A 23,686-nucleotide genomic window follows, 5' to 3' on the forward strand; every position below is an offset into this window, starting at 1 on the left:
ACTAAAACAGTGGGTTATCTGGCTCTGCCGCGACGTAATTCTCGTTCAGGATGAGGGCAGACCCGTGCTGTGTTACCTAAACAGGTATCTGCACTGGCCCACCTTAAGCGAGGGGGTGAGGAAAGACAATAGTCACCCGCAGGGCTAGTCGCACTGGACCTTGATGGCCAGGCCACCACGTGAGGTTTCCCGGTACTTGGCGTTCATGTCTTTTCCGGTTTCGTACATGGTTTCAATGACCTTATCGAGCGAAACCCGGGCTGCGCTGGTGCGCCGCATCGCCATTCGGGCAGCATTGATGGCCTTAACCGAGGCGATAGCATTGCGCTCAATGCAGGGCACCTGTACCTGACCGGCGACCGGGTCGCAGGTGAGCCCCAGATTGTGTTCCATGCCGATCTCCGCCGCTACGCATACCTGCTCCGGGCTGGCACCCAGCAGCTCGGCCAGCCCGGCCGCCGCCATGGAGCAGGCAACCCCGACCTCGCCCTGACACCCCACCTCAGCGCCGGAAATTGAGGCATTCATTTTATAGAGAATGCCCACCGCACCGGAGGCCAGAAAATAGCGGATAAAAATGTCCGGGCTGACCGACTCGATAAAGTGGTCGTAATAGGCCAGCACGGCGGGAACGATGCCGCAGGCGCCGTTGGTGGGGGCGGTGACCACTCGGCCACCGGCTGCGTTCTCTTCATTTACCGCCAGGGCAAACATATTGACCCAGTCGATGACGTTCATCGGATCGCTGGAGAGCTTATCAGAGGAAACCAGCAGGCGGCGAAGCGCGGAGGCGCGACGGGGAACGCGCAGTGGGCCGGGCAGTACGCCCTCGGTATTCAACCCGCGATCGATACAGTCGCGCATACTCTGCCAGATATCAGAGAAATACTTCTCAATCTCCTGCTTATGATGCAGCGCCAGCTCATTTTTCATGATCATCCCGGAGAGCGACAGGCCCGTCTGATGACAGTGGGCCAGCATCTCCGTTGCCGAGTTGAACGGATAGGGGACCTCGACCTCTTCCAGCGTGGTCTGGCCGAAATGCTCTTCATCGACAATAAATCCGCCGCCGACGGAATAATAGGTCTTGCTGTAAATCACCGTCTCGCCCGCGAAGGCGTGAATGCGCATGCCATTCTCATGCAGAGAGAGGGTGTCGCTGCGGAAAACCATCCCTCCCTCGCGCGGGAAATCCACCTCATGCGCGCCGTTAGCCAGCAGCAGGCGCTGCCGCTGTTCGACATCGCGAATAAAGCCGGGAATGGCATCAATATCTACGCTATCCGGAGCGGCACCCGCCAGACCCATTACGATGGCAATATCGGTATGATGGCCTTTGCCGGTCAGGGAGAGCGAGCCGTAAACGTCAACGGCAATACGGGTCACGTCATTCAGCCTGCCGCTGCTCACCAGATCGTCGACAAACTGTTTCCCGGCTTTCATTGGACCGACGGTGTGCGAACTGGAAGGGCCAATGCCGATTTTAAACATATCGAAAACGCTAATCACAAAAACTCCTTGAGGGCCGCAGGCCGTCGGAACGGAATGCTGATGAGGCTGACTACTGCTGTCTGGCGCTGCAATATAAATGATTCAGGGCATTTGTGAAGTGATTTGACCGGAAGAAACGGTAAAAAGTTGGTTTAAAATAGGGACGGATGTGCTCCAGGCAGGTTTTCTGTCGGTAAAGCCGAGTGTGGTCGCTCTGCCGATACCTGCAGGCTGAGCTGACGTAAAATCCCTGCGGTCATCCCCCAAATAAAATACTCCTCAAACCAGGAGAGCCATACGCGGTGCTGCACGCCCCGACGATGGATATCCAGCGGCGTATAGCGCCCTAAACGCAGGGCCTCCTGTAGCGGCATTTCAAATACCGATTCAACCTCATCCTCATTTGGACACCACTTTAGCGTATCGGGCAGGATCCCCACCACCGGTGTGACCTGAAAGCCCGTACTGCTGGTCACGGCGGGGAGAACGCCCACTACCCGCACGGCAGCGGGGGGGATCGCCACTTCTTCGTATGCTTCACGCAGCGCGGTAAAAATAAGGGAGCTATCCTCCTCATCCACCATGCCGCCGGGAAAGGCTACCTGACCCGCATGTTTACGCAATGTCGCGGCCCGCCGCGTCAGGAGTAATGAGGGGTGGGGATGCGCAATAATCGGCACCAGCACCGCCGCCCGGCGCAGCGGCAGCGGCCCCGCATCAGGCTGTGGGGGTTGCAGCACAAAGCGGCTGATAAACTGCTCAAGCGTCAGTGGACCGTCAGACATTGGCGGTGTCCAGGCATGGCAGGATCCGGCTGACCTTATCAAAGGTTTCCTGATACTCCGCCTGCTCTTCGCTGTCGGCGACGATACCGCCACCGGCGGTACAGTGAATCTGCCCCTGCTCAGCAGTCAGCGTGCGGATGGTTATGCTGGTATCCATCCTCCCGCAGAAGCTGATATAGCCAATAGTGCCGCACCAGGCATTGCGACGGTGCGGCTCCAGCTCATCAATAATCTCCATCGCACGGACTTTTGGCGCGCCGGTGATGGAGCCGCCGGGAAAGCAGGCCCGCAGCAGGTCGCAGGGCGTCAGCGGCGTCTTCAGCTCCGCGGTAACCGTACTGACCAGGTGGTGCACCGCCGGGAATGGCTCAACCACAAACAGCTCGGGAACGCGTACGCTACCCGGAACGGCTACGCGCCCAATGTCGTTACGCAGCAAATCGACAATCATCAGGTTTTCCGCCCGGTCTTTTGTCGATGCCGCCAGCTTTTCTGCCTGCAGGCGATCGGCGACGGGATCGCTCAGGCGAGGAAGCGTGCCTTTAATAGGACGGGTTTCGATCTCACGGCCGACGATTTTAAGAAAGCGTTCAGGAGAGAGGCTGATAATCGCGCTTTCAGGCAGGCGGATAAATGCGCTGAAGGGCGCGCGATTTCCCCGGCTTAGCTGCCTGAATGCCTGCCACTCGTCACCCGTGTAGCGGGCGCTAAAACGCTGGGCGAGATTAACCTGATAACAGTCTCCAGCCTGGATCCACTGCTGCACGCGGCGAAACTTTTCACCGTAGGCTTCGCGTGTCATATTTGACTGCCAGCGGCGGGTTAACCGGAACGGATCGATGCCGGGCGGCGTCAGGGCGTTAAGCCACGCCAGGCGCTTATCAGCATCGCCCTGAACCACCAGCGTCAGTGCCTTGAGATGATGATCGGCAATCAGCGCCCAGTCATAGAGGCCTGATGCCATATCGGGCGTGGTTAAGTCCTGCTCTGCCTGCTGGGGGATCGATTCAAATCTGCGGCCAAGATCGTAGCCAAACAGACCGAGCGCGCCACCCTGGAAGGGCAGGTCAGGATGCGAAGGCGCACTCAGGCCGGTTTGCGCCATGACCCGGTCCAGCAGCGTCAGGGGATCGTCTTTACTCTGCTCTGACGCATCATCGCTCTCAATGGTGGTCACTTCGCCACGCGTCGTCAGGGTAATGCGCGGATCGGACACCATAATATCAAAGCGATTATCATGATGATCGGCAAAGCCGGAGTGTAGCAGCATCGACCAGGGCTGCTGGGCCACACAGTTAAACAGATTCAGAAGCGCTTCAGGCGTATACTTCAAAGAATGATAAACAACTGGCATGATAATTTAGCAGGCCTTGACCAGGACAGAGTACAAGCCTGACATATTTTTTTAATGCTGACATCTGTTTGTTACGCGCAGACGGGCTACACGATTATTACTGGAGTGGATATGATTACGGGATTACCAGCGCTTACGTACGACCAGCAGCAGCAGGCGGTAGAGCGCATTCAGCAACTGATGTCAGAGGGGATGAGCAGCGGGCAGGCGATACAGCTGGTAGCGGCTGAGATCCGTGAAAATCATACGGGCGATATGATAACGGCCCGTTTTGATGACGAAGATGACGAAGATGAAGAGGAAAGCAATCAGGAAGAGGACCATCAGGACGACGACGAAGAGGAGTATGAGGAGTAATTCTGCTTTCTGAGAGGTGATAACGTTTATTTTGGCGTTACGTCGTTGTTGACAGAGGGTGGCGACGCGTTACGCCACCCGGAACGCGCCGACTGCAACGTCCAGCGCCAGGGATCGGCTAATAACGATTATTTTGCGGCGATGATTTTTATCTCGACCCGATATTTAGGGTTCATCAGGTTGGCCTGAACGGTGCAGCGAACCGGCGCATTCCCCGGTGAAACCCAGGCATCCCATGCGCGATTCATCGCGGCGAAATCTTCTTTTTCCACCAGAAAAATAGTCGCATCCAGAATGCGGCTCTTATCCGACCCTACGCGGGCCAGTACCCGGTCAATTACCGCCAGCGCGTTGGCCGTTTGCGCGTGCGCATCCTCATCAAGGTTCTCCGGTACGCTGGTGTAGTAGATAGTATCGTTATGGATTACCGCTTCCGACATGCGGTGTTCTGGATCCAGACGTTCAATGCTCATGACTTCCCTCATTTATAGCAGTAAAAATTTGCAGCCAGCCTGCCACAGTTTTATTGCTGCTGTCACCTAAAGGGTGGAGTGGCAGGGCGGATACTGACATAATTACAGTGTTTTCTTACAGGTAGTGAGGGTGTGTGGCAGACGATTTTGCAGCAGACGGCGCGCTGGCGCTGGCTATTCCGGGTTTTAAACCGCGTGAACCGCAGCGCCAGATGGCAGAAGCGGTGGCTCAGGCTATCGAAAATAAGCGCGAGCTGGTGGTAGAAGCGGGAACCGGTACGGGTAAAACGTTTGCCTATCTGGCACCGGCGCTCCGCTCCGGCAAAAAGGTGATTATCTCAACCGGCTCAAAGGCGCTGCAGGATCAGCTCTACAGTCGCGATCTTCCCACCGTTGCACGGGCGCTTAAGTATAAAGGCTCCCTCGCGCTGCTTAAGGGGCGCTCAAACTATCTCTGCCTGGAGCGCCTTGAGCAGCAGTCGATGGCGGGCGGTGAGCTGGTGGCGCAGGCGATGAGCGACCTGGTCCACCTGCGCGGCTGGTCGTCAGAAACCCTGGACGGTGATATCAGCACCTGCGGCGGCGTGGCCGAGGACAGCACGGTATGGCCGCTGGTGACCAGCACCAATGATAACTGCCTGGGCAGCGACTGCCCGCTGTATCAGGAGTGCTTTGTGGTGAAGGCGCGCCGCAAAGCGATGGATGCGGATATCGTGGTGGTAAACCATCATCTCTTCCTCGCTGACATGGTGGTAAAAGAGAGCGGATTTGCCGAGCTTATTCCCGATGCTGACGTCATGATCTTCGACGAAGCGCATCAGGTGCCGGATATCGCCAGCCAGTATTTTGGGCAGCAGCTCTCGAGCAAGCAGCTGCTCGACCTGGCTAAAGACATCAGCATTGCTTACCGCACCGAGGTCCGTGATGCGCAGCAGCTGCAAAAATCGGCGGACCGTCTGGCGCAGTGCGCACAGGATTTCCGTCTGGCGCTTGGCGATCCGGGCTTTCGCGGCAACCTGCGCGATCTGCTCAGCGATGCCGGTATCCAGCGCGCCCTGACGCTGCTCGATGATGCGCTCGAACTCTGCTATGACGTGGCGAAAATGTCGCTCGGCCGTTCGGCGCTGCTGGATGCGGCTTTCGAGCGTGCGGCACTCTATCGCGGCCGTCTTAAGCGGCTGAAAGATGTCTCACAGCCCGGCTTTAGCTACTGGTATGAGTGCAACTCCCGTCACTTTGTGCTGGCGCTGACGCCGCTCTCCGTCTCCGATCGCTTTCGCGAAGTGATGGACGAGCGCCCGGCGACCTGGATATTTACCTCGGCGACGCTGGCGGTAAATGAGCAGATGACCCACTTCGTGGAAAGGCTGGGCGTCAGCCAGGCCGAGACGCTGATCCTTACCAGCCCGTTTGATTTCGCCAGTCAGGCACTGCTCTGCGTGCCGAGAAATCTGCCGTCGCCTAATCAGCCTGACAGCGCCAGCCGAATGGCGCGAATGCTGCTGCCGCTGATTGAAGCCAATAACGGACGCTGCTTTTTTCTTTGTACTTCCCATAAAATGATGCGCGATTTGGCGGCGCAGTTCCGAGCGCTGCTGACGCTGCCGGTTCTGTTACAGGGGGAAACCAGCAAAGGGCAACTGCTGAAACAGTTTATCGCGGCGGGGAATGCGCTGCTGGTGGCCACCAGCAGCTTCTGGGAGGGCGTCGACGTGCGCGGGGATGTGCTGTCGCTGGTGATCATTGATAAACTGCCGTTTACCTCGCCCGACGATCCGCTGCTTAAGGCGAGAATGGAAGATTGTAAACTGCGGGGCGGCGAACCCTTTGACGACGTCCAGCTGCCAGATGCAGTGATCACTCTTAAGCAGGGCGTGGGCCGCCTGATCCGTGACGTTGACGATCGCGGAGTACTGGTTATCTGTGATAACCGGCTGGTTATGCGCCCCTACGGGGCGGTGTTCCTTAACAGCCTGCCGCCGACGCCGCGCACGCGTGATATTCAGCAGGCGGTGGCCTTTCTTAAGCCGGACGCTTAGCCACAGCGTCCTTAAGCTGGACGCATTGTTATAACGTCGGCAAAGACCTGATTTAAGCCGGAAGTCCGGCAGTAAATTATTGCGCAGTATGCTATGCTGCGCGCCGAAAATTTCCCCCGCCAGAGGTGAGTATGTCCACGCGAATTTTAGCCATTGATACGGCCACGGAGGCCTGCTCCGTGGCGCTGCTTAACGACCAGAAGGTCACCGCCCAGTTTGAGCTTTGCGCCCGCGAACACACCCAGCGCATACTGCCGATGGTGCAGGCGATCCTCCAGCAGGGCAATACGGCGCTGACCGAACTGGATGCACTGGCATTTGGTCAGGGGCCGGGTAGTTTCACCGGCGTGCGCATCGGCATTGGCATCGCCCAGGGGCTGGCACTGGGCGCGGAACTGCCGATGATTGGCGTGTCGACGCTGAAAACCATGGCGGAAGGTGCATGGCGCCGCCAGGGCGCCACCCGCGTCCTGGCCGCGATTGATGCCAGAATGGGCGAGGTCTACTGGGCAGAATATCAGCGGGATGAGCAGGGTATCTGGCAGGGAGACGACAGCGAAGCGGTGCTAAACCCCGAGGCGGCGCAGGAGAGAATGTCCCGGCTCACCGGGTGCTGGGCGCTGGTGGGGACAGGCTGGAAGGCCTGGCCGCAGCTGGCAGAAAGTGCTCATCTTGATTTAGAGATGACCGGGGTCGAGCTTCCGCAGGCGGAGGATATGCTGCCCCTGGCCGCGCTGGCGCTTAAGCAGGGCAGGACCGTGGCGGTTGAGCTGGCGGAACCCACCTACCTGCGTAATGAAGTCGCATGGAAAAAGTTGCCGGGCCGTGAGTGAGTTGGCAACTAATTAACGCGCCCGGAGTCAAAAGGAACGGTATCTCGGAGAACACTATGCGTAAACGATTTTTGGTACAGACGGGCAGTATATTACTTGTCAGTATGCTGCTTTTCGGCTGCGTAAGCATACCGGACTCAGTAAAAGGCACGTCGGCTACGCCCCAGCAGGATTTAACGCGCGTGATGAGTGCGCCTCAGCTGTTTGTCGGTCAGGAGTCACGCTTTGGCGGCCGGGTGGTGAAGGTGATAAACCAAAACGGCAGCACCCGGCTGGAAATTGCCGCTATGCGGCTGGATGATACCGCCCGGCCGATATTAGGCAGTGCCTCTGTTGGGCGTATTTATGCGGATATCAGCGGCTTTGTCGATCCGGTTGATTTTAATAATCAAATGGTCACCGTTGTCGGTCCGATTAAGGGAACCGAAAAGGGTGTGATTGGGCAGGCGGCCTATAACTTCGTGGTGGTGAGCGTAACCGGCTACCAGCGCTGGCACCTGACGCAGCAGGTGGTCTCACCGCCGCAGCCGCTTGATCCGTGGATCTGGTATGGCCCGCCACGAGGACGTCACTCCGGTGGCTACTGGGGACCGCCGCCGTTCGGCTACTTCAATCAGGGCCCGGCGCAGGTACAGACCATCCTGACTGAGTAGACCGGTAGAAAATAATCAACGTGACCCGCTGGCTGTCTTTCCGCTGGCGGGTCATTTTTTTATATTTTTTCTGAATGAAAATGTTTTTAGTGATGGGCTTCGCAACCTCATAACGGAGAAGTAATCAAACTGGTACGCTGAGTTAAAATAATGTTAACAAACGCGACGAGCTGAGGGTGCGATGGAAAATATCACGTGTTCAGGAGGAACTTATTTGAACAAGATTTGGTTAAAACGCTATCCCGCTGATGTGCCTGCGGAGATCAGTGCCGATCGCTATACATCCCTGATTGACCTCTTTGAACAGGCGGTAAAACGTTACGCCGATCAGCCCGCCTTTATCAATATGGGTCAGGTAATGACCTTTCGTAAGCTCGAGGAGCGCAGCCGGGCTTTCGCCGCCTGGCTACAGGAAGGACTGGGGCTGAAACAGGGTGACAGGGTGGCGCTGATGATGCCTAACCTGCTGCAATATCCGATTGCCCTGTTTGGCATCCTGCGTGCAGGGATGGTGGTGGTCAACGTCAATCCCCTCTACACGCCGCGCGAGCTTGAGCACCAGCTTAACGACAGCGGTGCCAGCGCTATTGTCATTGTGTCGAACTTTGCCCATACGCTGGAAAAAGTGGTTGAGGAAACCCAGGTTAAACATGTGATCCTCACCCGCCTGGGCGATCAGCTTTCGCCCGCCAAAGGGACGCTGGTTAATTTTGTGGTCAAATACATCAAGCGCCTGGTGCCTAAGTATCATCTGCCGGACGCTATCTCATTTCGCAGTGCGCTGCATAAAGGTTACCGGATGCAGTATGTACGACCGGACATCGTTAACGACGATCTGGCCTTTCTGCAATATACCGGCGGCACCACCGGCGTTGCCAAAGGGGCGATGCTGAGCCACCGCAATATGCAGGCGAATCTGGAGCAAACCCGGGCAACCTATGGTTCTCTGCTGAAGGACGGTAAGGAAACGGTCGTGACCGCGCTGCCGCTTTACCATATTTTTGCGCTTACGGTGAACTGCCTGTTGTTTATCGAGCTGGGCGGTGCAAACCTGTTAATCACCAATCCCCGGGATATTCCCGGACTGGTGCGGGAGCTGGCTAAAACGCGCTTCACCGCCATAACCGGGGTGAATACGCTGTTTAATGCGTTATTGAACGACAGTGATTTCCAAAAGCTGGATTTCTCCAGCCTGAGTTTGTCGGCAGGTGGGGGAATGTCAGTGCAGAAGGCGGTCGCCGAGCGCTGGGAGAAACTGACCGGACACTATTTGCTTGAGGGATACGGCCTGACCGAATGCGCGCCGCTGGTCTCCGTCAACCCCTACGATATTCGCTACCACAGCGGCAGCATCGGGCTGCCGGTGCCGTCAACGGACATTCGCCTGGTGGATGAACAGGGTAATGAAGTCGCCGCAGGTGAAGCAGGCGAACTGTGCATCAAAGGCCCCCAGGTGATGCGGGGATACTGGCAGAAGCCGGAGGCCACCGATGAGGTGCTCAAAAATGGATGGCTTCACAGCGGAGATATTGTTACCGTTGACGCCGAAGGTTTTATCCGCATCGTCGATCGCAAGAAAGATATGATTCTGGTTTCAGGGTTTAACGTTTATCCTAATGAAATCGAAGATGTGCTGATGCTGCATCCAAAGGTCAGGGAAGCCGCCGCCGTCGGCGTGCCCAATGAGGCCGCGGGTGAAACGGTAAAAATTTGTGTGGTAAAAAAAGATCCCTCTCTTACCCAGGAGGAACTGATTATCCACTGCAAAGAACATCTTACCGGGTATAAAATTCCCAAAATCGTCGAATTTCGCACTGAGCTGCCCAAGAGTAACGTGGGGAAAATCCTGCGGCGCGAACTCCGCGATGAGGCAATCAGGATAGCGAAAGCATCCTGACGAGGTGACAACACCGCCGATAAACGCTATCACGCCGGGTTTCCCGGCGTTTTTTTGTGATGACACTGAGGCGCAGAATGCCGCAGCGAGAGGATCGTTTTGAATTACACCATGATAACCACCAACGAGGCGCTGGCTGAACTTTGTCAGACTGCCCGTCATTTTCCCGCGCTGGCGCTGGATACCGAATTCGTCCGTACCCGCACCTATTATCCCCGGCTGGGGCTGATTCAACTGTATGACGGGGAACACATCGCCCTTATTGACCCTCTCCCTATTACCGAGTGGGCACCGTTTCGCGACCTGCTGCTTGACGAGGGTGTCATCAAGTTCCTGCATGCTGGCAGCGAAGACCTGGAAGTCTTTCTGCACGAGTATGGCGTTCTGCCCACGCCGATGATTGATACCCAAATTCTTGCTGCCTTTACCGGACGCCCGATGTCCTGCGGCTTCGCCACGCTTGTTGAATCCTTTACCGGCATCGCGCTGGATAAAAGTGAATCCCGCACCGACTGGATTGCGCGACCGCTGACGGAAAAGCAGTGCCAGTATGCCGCCGCCGATGTGTTCTATCTGCTGCCCATCGCCCACAAGCTGATGGCCGAGGCCGGGGCCGCCGGTAAGCTGGACGCTGCGCTTGATGAGTGTGGGCTGCTGTGCCGACGTCGAAGGGTGGTGGTTGCGCCCGAAGAGGCCTACCGTGACATCACTAATGCCTGGCAGCTGCGTCCACGCCAGCTGGCGGCGCTGCGTTTGATGGCGGCCTGGCGGCTCGAAATGGCTCGCGAAAAGGATATGGCGGTTAACTTTGTTGTGCGCGAAGAGAACCTGTGGAAGGTGGCGCGCTTTATGCCGGGATCGCTGGGCGAACTCGATCACCTCGGTCTGGCCGGTCAGGAGATCCGTTTTCACGGCAGGGCGCTGGTGGGCATGGTGGCGCAGGCAAATGCCTTTGATGACAGCGAGCTACCCGAGCCGATCGTCAACCTGATTGACAATCCTGCCTATAAAGCGGCATTCAAGGCGCTAAAATCGCTCGTAGCGGCGGCCGCGGAGCAGCATGGCGTCAGCCAGGAACTGCTGGCTTCACGTCGTCAGATTAATCAGCTGTTAAGCTGGTACTGGAAAATAAAGCCGCAGGAAATCAGACCAGAGCTGATTGATGGCTGGCGGGGACAGCTGTTAGGCAACGACATCATGGCGCTGCTGCGGGCTGAATACGCCTGATGGTTTCCCCTGCAACCCGCAGGGGAAAGCCATACGCTGATGCGGCTCATTTCGGGGCGTCTTCTGCCTCCGGGAGCGTCACGTTCAGCTCCAGAATCGAAATGTCGTCGTCTTTCTGATCCAGCTTCACGCTAAGCATCTCTGGATCGATCTTCACATACCTGCAGATGACTTCCAGAATATCCCTCTTCAGCTGTGGCAGATAGTGGGGCTCACTATCGCCCCTCCTGCGTTCTGCCACGATAATCTGCAGCCGCTCCTTGGCTATATTGGCTGTGCTCTTTTTACGGGATAAAAAGAAATCGAGTAAGGCCATGGTTTATCCCCCAAACAGGCGTTTCAGGAAACCCTTCTTCTCTTCTTCAATGAAGCGGAAGGGGCGTTCTTCACCGAGAATACGGTCAACGGTATCGGCATAGGCTTTGCCCGCATCGGATTCAGCGTCAAGAATGACCGGCTCGCCCTGGTTGGAGGCACGCAGCACGGACTGATCTTCCGGGATAACGCCCGCCAGTGGAATACGCAGGATCTCCAGCACGTCTTCCATGCTCAGCATATCACCACGGTTAACGCGGCCCGGATTGTAACGGGTTAACAGCAGATGTTCTTTAATCGGATCCTGGCCGTTTTCTGCCCGACGGGATTTCGACGAGAGGATGCCCAGGATGCGGTCGGAGTCACGCACGGAGGAGACTTCAGGGTTGGTGGTGATGATGGCCTCATCGGCGAAGTAAAGCGCCATCAGCGCACCGGTTTCGATCCCGGCCGGGGAGTCACAGACGATAAAGTCGAAGTCCATTTTCCCGAGGTCATCCAGCACCTTCTCAACGCCTTCACGCGTTAGCGCGTCTTTATCACGGGTCTGCGAAGCAGGCAGAATAAAGAGTTTTTCGGTACGCTTATCCTTAATCAGAGCCTGATTCAGCGTAGCGTCGCCCTGTATTACGTTCACAAAGTCGTACACTACGCGGCGCTCACAGCCCATAATCAGATCGAGATTACGCAGGCCGATATCAAAATCGATCACCACGGTTTTTTTACCTTTCTGGGCTAAACCGGTAGCGATGGCCGCGCTGGACGTGGTTTTTCCCACGCCTCCTTTACCCGAAGTCACTACAATAATGCGTGCCATATAATAATTTCCTTAAGAAAAGAAAGGGCTCGTGAGCCTGGCTCAGTTCAGTGTCTGTATAGTCAGCTCGCCGTCTTTTAAACAAAGACGCGAGGCTTTTGCAAAAAATTCAGCAGGGATCTGGTCCATAATCCAGTATTCACCGGCGATGGAAACCAGCTCGGCTGATAAGCTGGTACAAAAAATCTGGCATTCACGATCGCCACTCGCACCGGCAAGGGCGCGGCCACGCATCATGCCATAGATGTGTATATTGCCATCAGCAATCAGTTCCGCCCCGGCGCTAACGCTGCTGGTCACAATCAGATCGCTGTTTTTAGCGTAAATTTGCTGACCCGATCGGACCGGCGTATTGATTAATCGGGTTCTGACGGGGGCAGGTTCAGCTACAAGCTGGGGGGCAGGAGGCTGGATAGCTTCCACGTTTCTCGGCTGATCTTTACCTTCCGACAGCAGCGGCAGGCCTGCCCGGCTGATAACACGTTTTAACGACTCGTCTTTGCAGCCGCTGACGCCAACGATATGCAATCCGGCGGAGGTAATCGCCTCCTGCATCTGTCGCCAGTTGACGTCGCGGGTTAATGAAGCCACGTTCAACACAACCGGCGCATTTTTCAAAAAGGCTGGCGCCTGATTGACTTTATCCTGAATCGCCTGACGAACCACGCCCGGATCGGCATGGTGCAGGTGAACAACTGACAGAGTAAAACTGCTGCCTTTTAACTCAATTGGCGTTTGTGACATCTGGCCCGGCTCAGTCCTGTTATTCAAATTCCCCAATCAGGCCAGCTGAACCGGCATTTAATCGTAATGGGGAAATATTCCGAAGTTCTGCAAGCATGTTATAGTTACTACTATATTCAGGCAAGGTGCCAGCCAGGTTAATTCGAGTAAAAAATATGTTTTGTGTGATCTACAGAAGTCCAAAGCGTGACCAGACTTATCTTTATGTTGAAAAAAAGGACGATTTCTCCCGCGTGCCGGAAGAGCTGCTCAGGGGCTTTGGTAAGCCGCAAATGGCGATGATGCTGCCGCTTGATGGCAGTAAGCGTCTGGTCAATGCCAGCATTGATAAGGTAAAAGCCAGCCTGCAAGAGCAGGGTTATTATTTACAGGTTCCGCCGCCGCTGGAAAGTTTGCTTAAGAGTCATCTGGAAACGGCGAAGAAGCCTGATTAAGAATCGTCTGCAATTATTCACCGCTACCGGTTTCGTCGTTTAGATTTAATTTATGGCGGTGTCCGAATCAAAAAGGATGCCGCATGAAGACTCCCTCGCTCAGCACAATTATTCTCGCGCTTGCGCTGGCGGGATGCGCCAGTAAAAACAGCGCGGCCCCCACGCAGGCATCTGCGGCTCCTGCGCTGCCATCATCAGTTTCAGCCGGATCTGCTGCCACCAGCGGCCACTTTCTTTCGTCAGGGCATTTATGGTGTATGACAATTTCCGTACCCTGCTGCGCTGAAATCGCGCCTGGTATTTTGCTATCAGCATTGGCATGATGGCCGATGCGATGTCTCAGTAACTGAACGGATGCCCGCTATGGGCTTTACCTCATTCAATCAGACAGGGGAAGGATATGTATCAGCATCATAACTGGCAGGGCGCGTTATTAGACTTTCCGGTAAGCAAAGTCGTTTGCGTAGGGAGCAACTACGCTAAGCACATTAAAGAGATGGGCAGTGCCACACCGACCGAACCGGTACTGTTCATTAAGCCGGAAACGGCGATCTGCGACATCCGTCAGCCGCTGTCTATTCCGAAAGATTCAGGTGCCGTACATCATGAAGTGGAGCTGGCCGTGTTGATTGGCTCTACCCTTAAGCAGGCTTCGGAACAGCACGTCGCAAAAGCCATTGCCGGCTACGGCGTGGCGCTTGACCTGACCCTGCGCGATATCCAGGCGGGCTGTAAAAAGGCCGGTCAGCCCTGGGAAAAAGCCAAGGGATTCGATAATTCCTGCCCGCTGTCCGGCTTTATTCCGGTAAACGAATTTGATGCCGACCCGCAAAACGTCGATCTGCGGCTGGTGGTCAATGGCGAGGTGCGCCAGCAGGGGAATAGCTCTGATATGATCCACCCCATTCTGCCGCTTATCGCCTTTATGAGCCGCTATTTTACGCTGCGTGCCGGGGATGTGATCCTCACTGGTACGCCTGAGGGCGTGGGCCCGATGGTTTCAGGCGACCGACTTGAAGTCTCACTCGGCGGCCACGGCATCGCGACGCGGGTGCTGTAAGGCTTGCAACTGAAGCCCGAACTGTTTATAAGGTGCGGGCTTTTTACTTAAACGGATACCACGATGACTGACACCCCTTTCTGGCAGCGTAAAACGCTGGAACAAATGAGCAATGAAGAGTGGGAATCCCTCTGTGATGGATGCGGTCAGTGCTGTCTGAATAAGCTGCAGGACGCCGACACCGATGAGATTTACTTCACTAACGTTGCCTGCAACCAGCTGAACATCAAAACCTGCCAGTGTCGCAATTACGAGCGCCGCTTCGAATATGAAGAGGATTGCATCAAACTGACGCGCGACAATCTGCCCACTTTTTCATGGCTCCCCCCCAGCTGTGCCTATCGTATGCTGGCAGAAGGGAAAAATCTTCCTCTCTGGCACCCCCTGCGTACCGGGTCCAAAGCGGCGATGCACGCCGGGCGCATCTCCGTGCGGCATATCGCGGTCAGGGAGAGCGAAGTGACAGACTGGGAAGATCATATCATCAATAAACCGGGCAGGGGCTGAGGCCGCCCGCCGTCAGGCTGTCCGAATCTTTGCTATGCTTATCCTTATGTTTTGCAGGTAAAAAGGATAAGTTACGTGATTCAACGCAGAGAATTCCTCGGCGCCAGCGGTGCCATGCTCGCCCTATCCCTGATAACGCCCTCTGCGGCCAGGAGTCAGCCCACCGGGCAGCCATTGCCTGCTGCGACAGGTAAACCGCCACAGCTCAGGCTCCGCGACATCACCATCGGACAGGGCAGTCCGAAGGTTATCGTGCCGACCACTGCCAGCCACCCGGCGGATGTTCTGACCTTTGTCGATAAAGTCGCATCCAGCCAGGATTTTCACGTGCTGGAACTCCGTCTGGATATGCTGGAGAACGCCCTGGACGCGAACGCGATAGCCGCGCTAACGCACCAGGTACGCGACCGGCTCGGGAACAAGCTGCTGCTGCTGACGTTTCGTACTAAAGACGAAGGAGGCAAAAAAGCGGTTAGCGACGAGCAGTACGTGCAGATGTATCAACAGCTGCTGGCCGAAGGCACTGCTGACCTGATTGACGTTGAAATGTATCGCGATCGGACCAAAACCGATCCGCTTATCGCCCTGGCTCAGCAGCGGGGGGTTAAGGTGATATTGTCTAACCATGAGCTAAAGTCCACTCCGGCGAAAGAGGAGATCGTCTCGCGACTGCGCGAACAGCAGGCGCGCGGGGCGGATATCCTTAAGCTGGCTGCGATGCCTGCCAACGCGGGTGATGTCCTGACGCTGCTAACGGCAACCTGGGAAATGCATCAGCATTACGCCCAACGTCCGGTTCTGACGATGTCTATGGGCGACCTGGGGGTACTGACGCGGATGAGCGGAGAGCTGACCGGATCGGCACTGACGTTCGCCATGGTCGGTGAAGCCTCTGCATCCGGTCAGGTTGCTCTGGAGGATTTAAGCAGCGTGCTGGGGATCGTGCATAAAAGCATGGGTTCCTGATACCTGCAGGGATAATGCCAGCGGAATCACCCGCTGGCGTTGGTAATGACACCGTTTCTGTCAGGACTGAGGCTGACCAACCGGGCCGCTGCCGCCTGGCGCGCCGGGGGGCTGCTGGCCGCTGGGGGGAGCCGGTGGGGCACTGTGGGTATTTTCTCCTCCCCACCACGCACAGCCGGAAAGGGCGGCGGCGGAGAAGGACAGAACCAGCATTAACGCGATGTTTTTCATAATATTCCTCTTCGAACAGACGTGTCATCTAAGCGTAGTCGCCGTGAGTCAGTCCTTCAACCCTGGTCTTTGCCAGGGAGCGATGGAGGTTAACAGGCGATAAAAAACCCACCGGCGGTGGGTTGAGTAGCGGCAGAGCTAGCGAGAAAACAGATCGCGTCTTTTCGGTTTTAACGGCTGACCCAGCAGCACGAGAATACCGACCAGCAGAAAGGCCGCAAAAATCCCAATCAGCCACTGCGGCATTCCAAGCGTAAGCAGGGACCACTGATTCTGCGAACAGTCACCGCTGGCCACAAAAACGGAAGGCAGGATTTTGTCCAGCGGCAGCCACTGTGGAAAGCGGGCGGCAAAATCACAGGTCACAAACGGATTGGGATGAAGCTGAATCATCGTATGTTCCCAGGCCAGCCGGACGCCCTCCCAGGCGCTATAAATCCAGATAGCGATCGCTGCCAGGCGCAGCGGCGTTGCTGGAGCGATGACGCCGACAAGTCCTGCCGCCATTATCCCGAAAAGGGCGCAGCGTTCATAAATACACATAACGCACGGTTTCAGCATCATGACGTGTTGAAACCAGAGTGCGACCATTTCCAGAGCAAAAGCAATAAAGGCCATCAAAAGCCATGCGCCGCGCCCGCGGGAGCAGCTATTCAAATATCTCAACATAGTCAATCCATGTAATAGGTGTTGAACCGGCAGTGTAAACCAAAAGCGCCGGTTCACCAGCATGTTAGCGTAGAATTTCACCGAGAAATTGACCTGAGTGGGATTCATTCTTTCCGGAGAGTGCTATCTCAGAGCTTTCAGAGCCTGCTGATGACAGAGGTGCGAAAGTGGGAGTGACCTGCCAGCAACTTTTTTTATGTTTTGTTAGCGCCTCAGCGTTTTCGCAGCCTGCCCGTCTATGTGATGCCGGGAGCATCTGGTATGATGAGCACAATTTTGCAGTCATGAACGCAATGGAAACAAAACGCTATGGTCATTAAGGCGCAGAGCCCTGCCGGTTTCGCTGAAGAGTATATTATTGAAAGCATCTGGAATAGTCGCTTCCCGCCTGGCTCAATTCTGCCGGCGGAAAGAGAGCTTTCGGAACTGATTGGCGTCACCCGTACGACATTACGGGAAGTGTTACAGCGACTTGCCCGCGATGGTTGGCTGACCATTCAGCATGGCAAACCGACCCGGGTGAATAATTTCTGGGAAACGTCCGGCTTAAGCATTCTTGAAACGCTGGCACGTCTGGATCACGACAGCGTTCCACAGCTGATAGATAACCTGCTGGCGGTTCGTACCAATATCTCCTCGATATTCATTCTTCGCGCGATTCGTACCTATCCGGATAAAGCGCTGGAGGTGCTGGAAACGGCCAGGGGCGTTGATGATAAAGCCGAAGCCTATACCGATCTTGATTACAGCATCTTCCGTGGTCTGGCCTTCGCCTCTGGCAATCCCATCTATGGGTTGATCCTGAACGGCCTGAAAGGGCTGTATACCCGCGTTGGGCGTCACTATTTTTCTAATCCTGAAGCGCGTAAGCTGGCCCAGGATTTCTACCAGAAGCTGAACGTTATCTGCCAGCAGCAGCAGTACGATATTATTGTGGATACTGTGCGCGACTATGGCCGCCGCAGCGGTGAGATTTGGCATAACATGCAGACCAGCATGCCGACGGATCTTCCCCCACAGCGTCGGTAATCAGAGGCAGATAAGCCTCTTTTACGCCGTCGTTCACCCTCAGGGCGATCCGCAGCGGAGTCAGATGACTGACTCCGCTTTTTTTATGTTCTGACGGGGTTAAAGCGGGGAAGTGCGCGGCGGGCAGCGATCGAGGATTTCAGTGCTGCCGTCGTCGTTCTGCTGCTCAAGATGAATATCAAAGCCCCACAGACGGTGCACGTGCTTAAGCACCTCGCGGCGGCTTTTATCCAGCGGCGCGCGGCTGTGTGGCACATAGCGCAGCGTCAGGGAGCGGTCACCGCGCAGATTCACATCATACACCTGGATATTTGGCTCCAGATTACTCAGATTATACTGTGCTGACAGCTGCTGACGAATGGCCCGATAACCGGCTTCATCATGAATGGCGGCGATCTCCAGGAAATTGTTACGATCGTCATCCATTACCGTAAATAAACGGAAGTCGCGCATTACCTTCGGTGACAGGAACTGACTGATAAAACTTTCGTCTTTAAATTCACGCATGGCAAAATGCAGGGTTTCCAGCCAGTCGCTGCCGGCAATATCCGGGAACCAGTAGCGATCTTCCTCCGTTGGCTCCTGACAGATACGCTTAATATCCTGGAACATCGCGAACCCCAGCGCATAGGGGTTGATACCGTTATACCACTGGCTGTTATAGGGGGGCTGATAAATGACATTGGTATGGCTATGCAAAAACTCCAGCATAAAGCGTTCTGATACCTTACCTTCATCGTAAAGGTGGTTAAGGATGGTGTAGTGCCAAAACGTTGCCCAGCCCTCATTCATCACCTGCGTCTGCTTCTGCGGGTAGAAATACTGACTGACTTTACGCACGATACGCAGCACCTCGCGCTGCCATGATTCCAGCAGGGGGGCATTTTTCTCCATAAAGTAGAGCAGATTTTCCTGCGGCTCGGAGGGGTAGCGAGTCGCCGCCTGCTGGGATTCTTCCCGCTCGCGACGCGGCAGGGTGCGCCAGAGCATATTGACCTGACTTTGCAGATACTCCTCGCGGCTTTGCTGTCTTGCCGTCTCCTCCTGCAGGGAGATTTTTTGCGGGCGCTTGTAGCGGTCAACGCCGTAGTTCATCAGGGCATGACAGGAATCAAGGAGCTTCTCGACTTCTTCCACGCCGTGGCGCTCTTCACACTGGCTGATGTAGTTTCTGGCAAAAATAAGGTAGTCGACAATCGAGCTGGCATCGGTCCAGCTGCGGAAAAGATAGTTATTTTTGAAGAAGGAGTTGTGTCCGTAGCAGGCGTGGGCAATGACCAGCGCCTGCATGGTGATGGTATTCTCCTCCATCAGATAGGCAATACAGGGATTCGAATTGATAACAATTTCATACGCCAGGCCCTGCTGGCCGTGTTTATAGCGCTGCTCGGTTTCAATAAACTTTTTACCGAATGACCAGTGAGCATAGTTTATGGGCATGCCGACGCTGGAATAGGCATCCATCATCTGCTCAGAAGTAATCACTTCAATTTGATGCGGATAGGTTTCAAGCCGGTAGAGTTTGGCTACGCGGTCAATCTCTGCCAGATAGTCATCCAGCAGGTCAAAAGTCCAGTCGGGTCCATCACTGAGTCGTTTGCTGTCCTTAATCGGATCGTCAAAGATAGTCGTCATAGCGTACCCCTTTTAAAAAACCGGTTTTCGACGTTACAACCTGTAGCGACAAAAGATCCGTTTTCCACCCGGCTGCCAGAGCATAGAGATACTCCTGCAAAACCGGAACGCAAGCCAATAGCTCAATGATAGTTCACTCCCGGCGATCCTTCTGACGAATCCAAATGAATTATTTAGGACAAAATAGAGCGGATGACGAAATATCATTTTGAGGCAGCAGTAAATAAAGGTTCATATGGAATAGATGAAATTATATGCTGTTTATAAGGGAATGTTATGAGCAAATCATATTCTGCTGGGAAAGCGCAAAAAACCCTAATCCTCGATAATTTGCTGCTGATAATGGCTAACCTGCGGAATTAAACTCCGTATTTCATCGCGCTAACTCTTTTTATTACCGCTTAGAGTAAAAAAGATGTGAAATGTGTCAGCGTAATGTTAGATAAAGTGACGTAGCGTAATCGTTCGCAGCAGTTGCGTGAAGGCAGTTTAATCCTCTTTTTTAAACGGCGGTGGAGAGTTATGCGAGTTGTCATTCTGGGAGGCGGAGTGGTTGGCGTGGCCAGCGCCTGGTATCTGGCACAGGCCGGGCATGAGGTTACGATTATCGATCGGCAGGCCGGCGTGGCACAGGAAACCAGCGCGGCAAATGCCGGACAGATTTCACCCGGCTACGCGGCGCCCTGGGCCGCGCCGGGCGTGCCGTTAAAGGCAATCAAATGGATGTTCCAGCGCCACGCGCCGCTGGCATTTCGTCCTGACGGCAGCCGCTTCCAGCTGGCCTGGATGTGGCAAATGCTTAAAAATTGTAATCTTGACCACTACCAGCAGAACAAAAGCCGCATGGTACGCATCGCTGAGTACAGCCGCGACTGTCTGAAAACGCTGCGCCAGCAGACGGGCATTGCCTATGAGGGCAGGCAGGGCGGTACGCTGCAGCTGTTTCGCACCGCGCAGCAGTTCGAAAGCGCCACCAAAGATATCGCGGTACTGCGGGAAGCGGGCGTGCCTTATCAACTGCTTGAGGCTGCTCAGCTGGTTGACGTCGAGCCTGCACTCACGGCCAGCCAGCACAAACTGACTGGCGGTCTGCGTCTGCCCAACGATGAAACCGGTGACTGCCAGCTCTTCACCCAGCGGCTGGCTGCTATGGCCGCTGCTGCTGGCGTGACCTTTCGTTTCAACACCCCGATCGATGCTCTGTTACAGGAGGGGAACCGGATTACGGGCGTGAAGTGCGGCGCGGAAACGGTTGAGGCCGATGCATACGTTGTGGCACTGGGGTCCTGGTCCCGGGGACTGCTGGAACAGACGGTCAGCGTGCCGGTTTACCCCCTTAAGGGGTACTCACTGACCCTTCCGGTCAGGGATCCGCAGGCCGCACCTGTCTCTACCGTACTGGATGAAAGCTATAAGGTGGCCGTCACCCGCTTCGACAACCGCATTCGAGTTGGGGGGATGGCTGAAATTGTCGGTTATGACCTGTCCCTTCGTCCCGCGCGACGTGAAACGCTGGAAATGGTGGTTGGCGACCTTTTTCCTGGCGGAGGGGAAATTGCCCAGGCGTCATTCTGGAGCGGGCTGCGACCCATGACGCCTGACGGGACGCCCATTGTGGGGCGAACCCCGCTGAGTAATCTTTATCTCAATACTGGTCATGGAACGCTCGGTTGGACAATGGCATGCGGTTCGGGGCAGCTGCTTTCTGATATCATTTCGCGAAGGATCCCCGCCATTGCCGCTGATGACCTGTCGGTAATGCGTTATCTGCCAGGATTCTACCCGACCGTTGGCCAGACGTTGCATGGTGCCAGCCGCTGATCGTTATCGTATCTGATTCAGGAGAAGTTATGTCTCGTCCGATTGTCGCCGCTATCGACACCAGCGCGCTGCGACATAACCTGGCGGTTGTCCGCCAGGCTGCCCCTCATGCCCGTCTCTGGTCGGTGGTGAAAGCCAACGCTTACGGACACGGTATCGATCGCGTCAGGGAAAGTCTGAACGAAACAGATGGATTTGCCCTGTTAGATCTTAATGAGGCGATTCTGCTGCGCGAGCGTGGCTGGAAAAAACCTATCCTGCTGCTGGAAGGGTTCTTTCATGCCAGCGAGCTTGAGATCCTCGATCGTTACCGGTTAACCACCAGTATTCACAGCAACTGGCAGATTCAGGCGCTGGCGAAGGCGAGGCTGTCAGCGCCGCTGGATATTTACCTCAAGATGAACAGCGGCATGAACCGGCTCGGCTTTCAGCCCGGCCAGGTCAACCAGACGTGGCAGTCGCTGCGGGCGCTGCAAAATGTCGGTGAGCTGACGCTGATGGCGCATTTTGCCGAAGCGGAAAGTCGCGAGGGGATAGTCGAACCGATGCGGCGTATCAATGCGGCAGCGGAAGGGCTGGACTGCCCCCGCTCGCTGGCGAACTCCGCCGCCACGCTCTGGCATCCCGAAACGCACTTTAACTGGGTGCGACCGGGCATTGTGCTTTACGGCGCCTCTCCCAGTGGTCGGTGGCATGACATAGCCAGCAGCGGCCTGCGGCCTGCGATGACCTTAAGCAGTGAGATTATCGGCATTCAGACGTTAAAAAGTGGCGACGGCGTGGGCTATGGCGCACGCTATCGTGCGGCTGGAGAACAGCGTATCGGCGTGGTGGCCTGCGGCTATGCGGACGGCTATCCGCGTCATGCACCGAGCGGGACACCGGTATGGGTTGACGGCGTGATGACCCACACGGTGGGGGCCATCTCAATGGATATGCTGACTCTGGACCTGACGCCCTGCCCGCAGGCGGGGATAGGCAGTCGGGTAGAACTGTGGGGTAACAACGTTAAAATTGATGAGGTGGCTTATGCTGCCGGCACGGTAGGCTATGAGCTAATGTGCGCACTTGCGCCGCGCGTGCCGGTCACGGTTATCTGAAGTTACAGCGCGGTCAGCGTACCGCGCACTTTTTTACTGTAGATCCACGCCAGTGCGATTAGCACCGCCCCTGCCAGCATCATCACCCCGAGGGCGGATTTCTCAGCAATCGGTAGCGCCATCACCAACAGGCCGCCGCTCGCACCGCCCGCCATTTGAATAAAACCCGCCAGCGCAGAGGCAACGCCAGCCTGCTGCCGATAAGGCTCCAGCGCGTAGCTGGTGGCCGGGCCGACGGTGAAAGCGAGGCCGGCTACCGCAACGGCCACCGGCAGCATATAGAGCGCCCAGTGACTTTGCCAACCCGCGGGGAAAAGGGCGACCCCGGCAAACAGCAGAAGTGCCCCGAGTGCCATCGCCATGCTGCCGATCATCAGGCATACCGGGCGGCCCACTTTGCGGATCATCTTGTTGACCAGCACGCTGACCAGCATGATCCAGAAGCCATTAGCGCCAAAGGCGACCGAGAACTGTAGCGCGGAAAGTTTCCCCTCGTTCATCAGCACCTGTGGGGCGAGAGAAACATAGGTAAGCACCATTCCCAGCGCACCGGCATTGGCGAAGGCAAAGGCCAAAAAGCGCGGCTGACGCAGGATCTGAGCATATTGTTTGAGCGGCAGTCCTTTGACCGGCAGCGTGCCGGCGGGGCGGGTCTCCGGCAGAAAGAACAGCACCAGCACGCCCACCGCCAGCGCATAGCAGGCTAAAAACCAGAAAGGCGCGCGCCAGCCAAAAGATTCAGCCAGAAAGCCGCCAAGCATCGGTGCCAGGGCCGGAACAATATTCAGCGCCCCGTTAAGAAAGCCATAGGCTTTGGCGGCATCATCGCCATCCAGGCGATCGCGCACGCCGCTGAACGCGACCACGGCCGTACAGCATACTGCGCAGCCCTGCACGACACGGGCGGTGAGAAACTGCGGCCAGCCGGCGGCGGTGGCAGCCAGAATGCTGCCAAGCAGGTAAAGCAGCAGACCGATCAGGGCAATCGGCTTTCGGCCAAAGTTGTCGACCAGCGGCCCGGCGACAATCTGCCCGAGGCCCATGACCAGTAAAAAGAGGGGAATGGTGGTCTGCAGGGTACTCACCGGCGTGTTCAGGCCCTGAGCAATATCAGGCAGGGTGGGTAAATAGAGATCGATACCCAGCGGGGCCAGCAGGACCAGGCTAAGAAGAATCAGGGTGAATTTTTGCATCGTACGAGGCGACATCCGTTTGAAAGCCAGCCGCACAGGGTAGAGATTACGACAGG

Annotated in this window: 25 protein-coding genes and 1 pseudogene; 14 read left to right on the forward strand and 12 right to left on the reverse strand. The window is 56.0% G+C overall.

Translation table 11 applies throughout. The features are described from left to right. Positions 1-144: 144 nt before the first annotated feature. The 3 genes from sdaA to pabB all read right to left on the reverse strand — a co-directional run bounded on the left by sdaA (position 145) and on the right by pabB (position 3,630). Positions 145-1,509, reverse strand: a complete 1,365-nt coding sequence (sdaA, locus tag AC4PCC_RS09640) for an L-serine ammonia-lyase (RefSeq protein ID WP_492127229.1) — start codon at positions 1,507-1,509, stop codon at positions 145-147. A gap of 134 nt (positions 1,510-1,643) precedes the next feature. Further along, positions 1,644-2,276: a CoA pyrophosphatase gene (locus AC4PCC_RS09645; protein ID WP_492127230.1), complete on the reverse strand. Its 633-nt coding sequence runs from the start codon at positions 2,274-2,276 to the stop codon at positions 1,644-1,646. Further along, positions 2,269-3,630, reverse strand: coding sequence for an aminodeoxychorismate synthase component 1 (gene pabB / locus AC4PCC_RS09650; protein ID WP_492127231.1), 1,362 nt, complete (start codon positions 3,628-3,630; stop codon positions 2,269-2,271). The genes AC4PCC_RS09645 and pabB overlap by 8 nt, the downstream gene beginning before the upstream one ends. Before the next feature lie 111 nt (positions 3,631-3,741). Between pabB and AC4PCC_RS09655 the strand changes: the two genes are divergently transcribed. Further along, the gene (locus tag AC4PCC_RS09655; RefSeq protein WP_492127232.1) at positions 3,742-3,987 is read left to right on the forward strand and encodes a YoaH family protein; all 246 of its coding nucleotides are present in this window, start codon (positions 3,742-3,744) and stop codon (positions 3,985-3,987) included. A gap of 128 nt (positions 3,988-4,115) precedes the next feature. Here AC4PCC_RS09655 and AC4PCC_RS09660 read toward each other — a convergent pair whose 3' ends face one another. Further along, on the reverse strand, positions 4,116-4,460 hold the full coding sequence (locus AC4PCC_RS09660; RefSeq protein ID WP_067701281.1) for a RidA family protein: 345 nt from the start codon (positions 4,458-4,460) through the stop codon (positions 4,116-4,118). A 134-nt stretch (positions 4,461-4,594) separates the two neighbouring features. Between AC4PCC_RS09660 and yoaA the strand changes: the two genes are divergently transcribed. The 5 genes from yoaA (at position 4,595) to rnd (ending at position 11,109) form a co-directional block, all read left to right on the forward strand. Then, positions 4,595-6,499 carry a DNA repair helicase YoaA gene (gene yoaA, locus AC4PCC_RS09665; protein WP_492127233.1) on the forward strand — a complete coding sequence of 635 codons (1,905 nt, stop codon included), beginning with the start codon at positions 4,595-4,597 and terminating at the stop codon, positions 6,497-6,499. A 131-nt stretch (positions 6,500-6,630) separates the two neighbouring features. After that, the gene (tsaB, locus tag AC4PCC_RS09670; protein WP_492127234.1) at positions 6,631-7,332 is read left to right on the forward strand and encodes a tRNA (adenosine(37)-N6)-threonylcarbamoyltransferase complex dimerization subunit type 1 TsaB; all 702 of its coding nucleotides are present in this window, start codon (positions 6,631-6,633) and stop codon (positions 7,330-7,332) included. 56 nt (positions 7,333-7,388) lie between these two features. Continuing rightward, a complete protein-coding gene (locus AC4PCC_RS09675) occupies positions 7,389-7,985 on the forward strand; it encodes a Slp family lipoprotein (RefSeq protein ID WP_345827733.1) in 597 nt (198 codons plus the stop codon). A 214-nt stretch (positions 7,986-8,199) separates the two neighbouring features. After that, complete coding sequence (gene fadD / locus AC4PCC_RS09680; protein WP_492127235.1) at positions 8,200-9,882, forward strand: long-chain-fatty-acid--CoA ligase FadD; 1,683 nt, start codon at positions 8,200-8,202, stop codon at positions 9,880-9,882. A gap of 111 nt (positions 9,883-9,993) precedes the next feature. After that, on the forward strand, positions 9,994-11,109 hold the full coding sequence (gene rnd, locus AC4PCC_RS09685) for a ribonuclease D (protein ID WP_492127485.1): 1,116 nt from the start codon (positions 9,994-9,996) through the stop codon (positions 11,107-11,109). Positions 11,110-11,155: 46 nt separating this feature from the next. On the opposite strand, the gene minE is transcribed toward rnd, so the two are convergent. The 3 genes from minE to minC are packed head-to-tail and all read right to left on the reverse strand — an operon-like array spanning position 11,156 to position 12,985. After that, positions 11,156-11,425 (reverse strand): cell division topological specificity factor MinE, encoded by a 270-nt coding sequence (gene minE / locus AC4PCC_RS09690; protein ID WP_067701294.1) that lies wholly within the window; start codon positions 11,423-11,425, stop codon positions 11,156-11,158. 3 nt (positions 11,426-11,428) lie between these two features. After that, the gene (gene minD, locus AC4PCC_RS09695) at positions 11,429-12,241 is read right to left on the reverse strand and encodes a septum site-determining protein MinD (RefSeq protein ID WP_067701297.1); all 813 of its coding nucleotides are present in this window, start codon (positions 12,239-12,241) and stop codon (positions 11,429-11,431) included. Positions 12,242-12,283: 42 nt separating this feature from the next. Beyond that, on the reverse strand, positions 12,284-12,985 hold the full coding sequence (minC, locus tag AC4PCC_RS09700) for a septum site-determining protein MinC (RefSeq protein ID WP_492127236.1): 702 nt from the start codon (positions 12,983-12,985) through the stop codon (positions 12,284-12,286). A 155-nt stretch (positions 12,986-13,140) separates the two neighbouring features. Here minC and AC4PCC_RS09705 point away from each other — a divergent pair, with 155 nt between their 5' ends. Then, positions 13,141-13,419, forward strand: a complete 279-nt coding sequence (locus AC4PCC_RS09705; RefSeq protein ID WP_492127237.1) for a YcgL domain-containing protein — start codon at positions 13,141-13,143, stop codon at positions 13,417-13,419. Positions 13,420-13,527: 108 nt separating this feature from the next. Here the strand turns inward: AC4PCC_RS09705 and AC4PCC_RS09710 are convergent, their stop codons facing one another. Beyond that, positions 13,528-13,683 (reverse strand): hypothetical protein, encoded by a 156-nt coding sequence (locus AC4PCC_RS09710; RefSeq protein WP_492127618.1) that lies wholly within the window; start codon positions 13,681-13,683, stop codon positions 13,528-13,530. Between AC4PCC_RS09710 and AC4PCC_RS09715 the strand changes: the two are divergent. From AC4PCC_RS09715 to aroD, 4 genes and pseudogenes are all read left to right on the forward strand, one after another. Continuing rightward, positions 13,661-13,765, forward strand: a pseudogene (locus AC4PCC_RS09715) (lytic murein transglycosylase); the annotation flags it as partial. The gene AC4PCC_RS09710 and the pseudogene AC4PCC_RS09715 sit on opposite strands and share 23 nt — an antisense overlap. Positions 13,766-13,819: 54 nt before the next feature. Next, positions 13,820-14,479, forward strand: a complete 660-nt coding sequence (locus AC4PCC_RS09720; RefSeq protein ID WP_492127238.1) for a fumarylacetoacetate hydrolase family protein — start codon at positions 13,820-13,822, stop codon at positions 14,477-14,479. Positions 14,480-14,542: 63 nt separating this feature from the next. Next, a complete protein-coding gene (ycgN, locus tag AC4PCC_RS09725; protein ID WP_492127239.1) occupies positions 14,543-14,986 on the forward strand; it encodes a cysteine cluster protein YcgN in 444 nt (147 codons plus the stop codon). Positions 14,987-15,061: 75 nt separating this feature from the next. Beyond that, positions 15,062-15,952 carry a type I 3-dehydroquinate dehydratase gene (aroD, locus tag AC4PCC_RS09730; protein WP_492127240.1) on the forward strand — a complete coding sequence of 297 codons (891 nt, stop codon included), beginning with the start codon at positions 15,062-15,064 and terminating at the stop codon, positions 15,950-15,952. Positions 15,953-16,012: 60 nt separating this feature from the next. Here the strand turns inward: aroD and AC4PCC_RS09735 are convergent, their stop codons facing one another. Then, positions 16,013-16,183 carry a hypothetical protein gene (locus AC4PCC_RS09735; RefSeq protein ID WP_156484920.1) on the reverse strand — a complete coding sequence of 57 codons (171 nt, stop codon included), beginning with the start codon at positions 16,181-16,183 and terminating at the stop codon, positions 16,013-16,015. A 138-nt stretch (positions 16,184-16,321) separates the two neighbouring features. Beyond that, complete coding sequence (gene dsbB, locus AC4PCC_RS09740; RefSeq protein ID WP_492127241.1) at positions 16,322-16,852, reverse strand: disulfide bond formation protein DsbB; 531 nt, start codon at positions 16,850-16,852, stop codon at positions 16,322-16,324. Positions 16,853-17,161: 309 nt separating this feature from the next. On the opposite strand from dsbB, the gene fadR reads away from it, so the two are divergent. Next, positions 17,162-17,881: a fatty acid metabolism transcriptional regulator FadR gene (fadR, locus tag AC4PCC_RS09745; RefSeq protein WP_067701317.1), complete on the forward strand. Its 720-nt coding sequence runs from the start codon at positions 17,162-17,164 to the stop codon at positions 17,879-17,881. Positions 17,882-17,980: 99 nt separating this feature from the next. Here fadR and AC4PCC_RS09750 read toward each other — a convergent pair whose 3' ends face one another. After that, positions 17,981-19,516 (reverse strand): SpoVR family protein, encoded by a 1,536-nt coding sequence (locus AC4PCC_RS09750; RefSeq protein WP_345827724.1) that lies wholly within the window; start codon positions 19,514-19,516, stop codon positions 17,981-17,983. 522 nt (positions 19,517-20,038) lie between these two features. On the opposite strand from AC4PCC_RS09750, the gene AC4PCC_RS09755 reads away from it, so the two are divergent. Beyond that, entirely contained in the window at positions 20,039-21,337 is a 1,299-nt protein-coding gene (locus tag AC4PCC_RS09755) for a D-amino acid dehydrogenase (RefSeq protein WP_492127242.1), read from the forward strand. A 29-nt stretch (positions 21,338-21,366) separates the two neighbouring features. Then, entirely contained in the window at positions 21,367-22,437 is a 1,071-nt protein-coding gene (gene dadX, locus AC4PCC_RS09760; protein WP_492127243.1) for a catabolic alanine racemase DadX, read from the forward strand. Between the two features lie 2 nt (positions 22,438-22,439). Here dadX and AC4PCC_RS09765 read toward each other — a convergent pair whose 3' ends face one another. After that, on the reverse strand, positions 22,440-23,630 hold the full coding sequence (locus tag AC4PCC_RS09765; protein ID WP_067701328.1) for a multidrug effflux MFS transporter: 1,191 nt from the start codon (positions 23,628-23,630) through the stop codon (positions 22,440-22,442). Between the last annotated feature and the right edge of the window lie 56 nt (positions 23,631-23,686).

The sequence above is a fragment of the Erwinia sp. L03-1 genome, assembly GCF_058686115.1.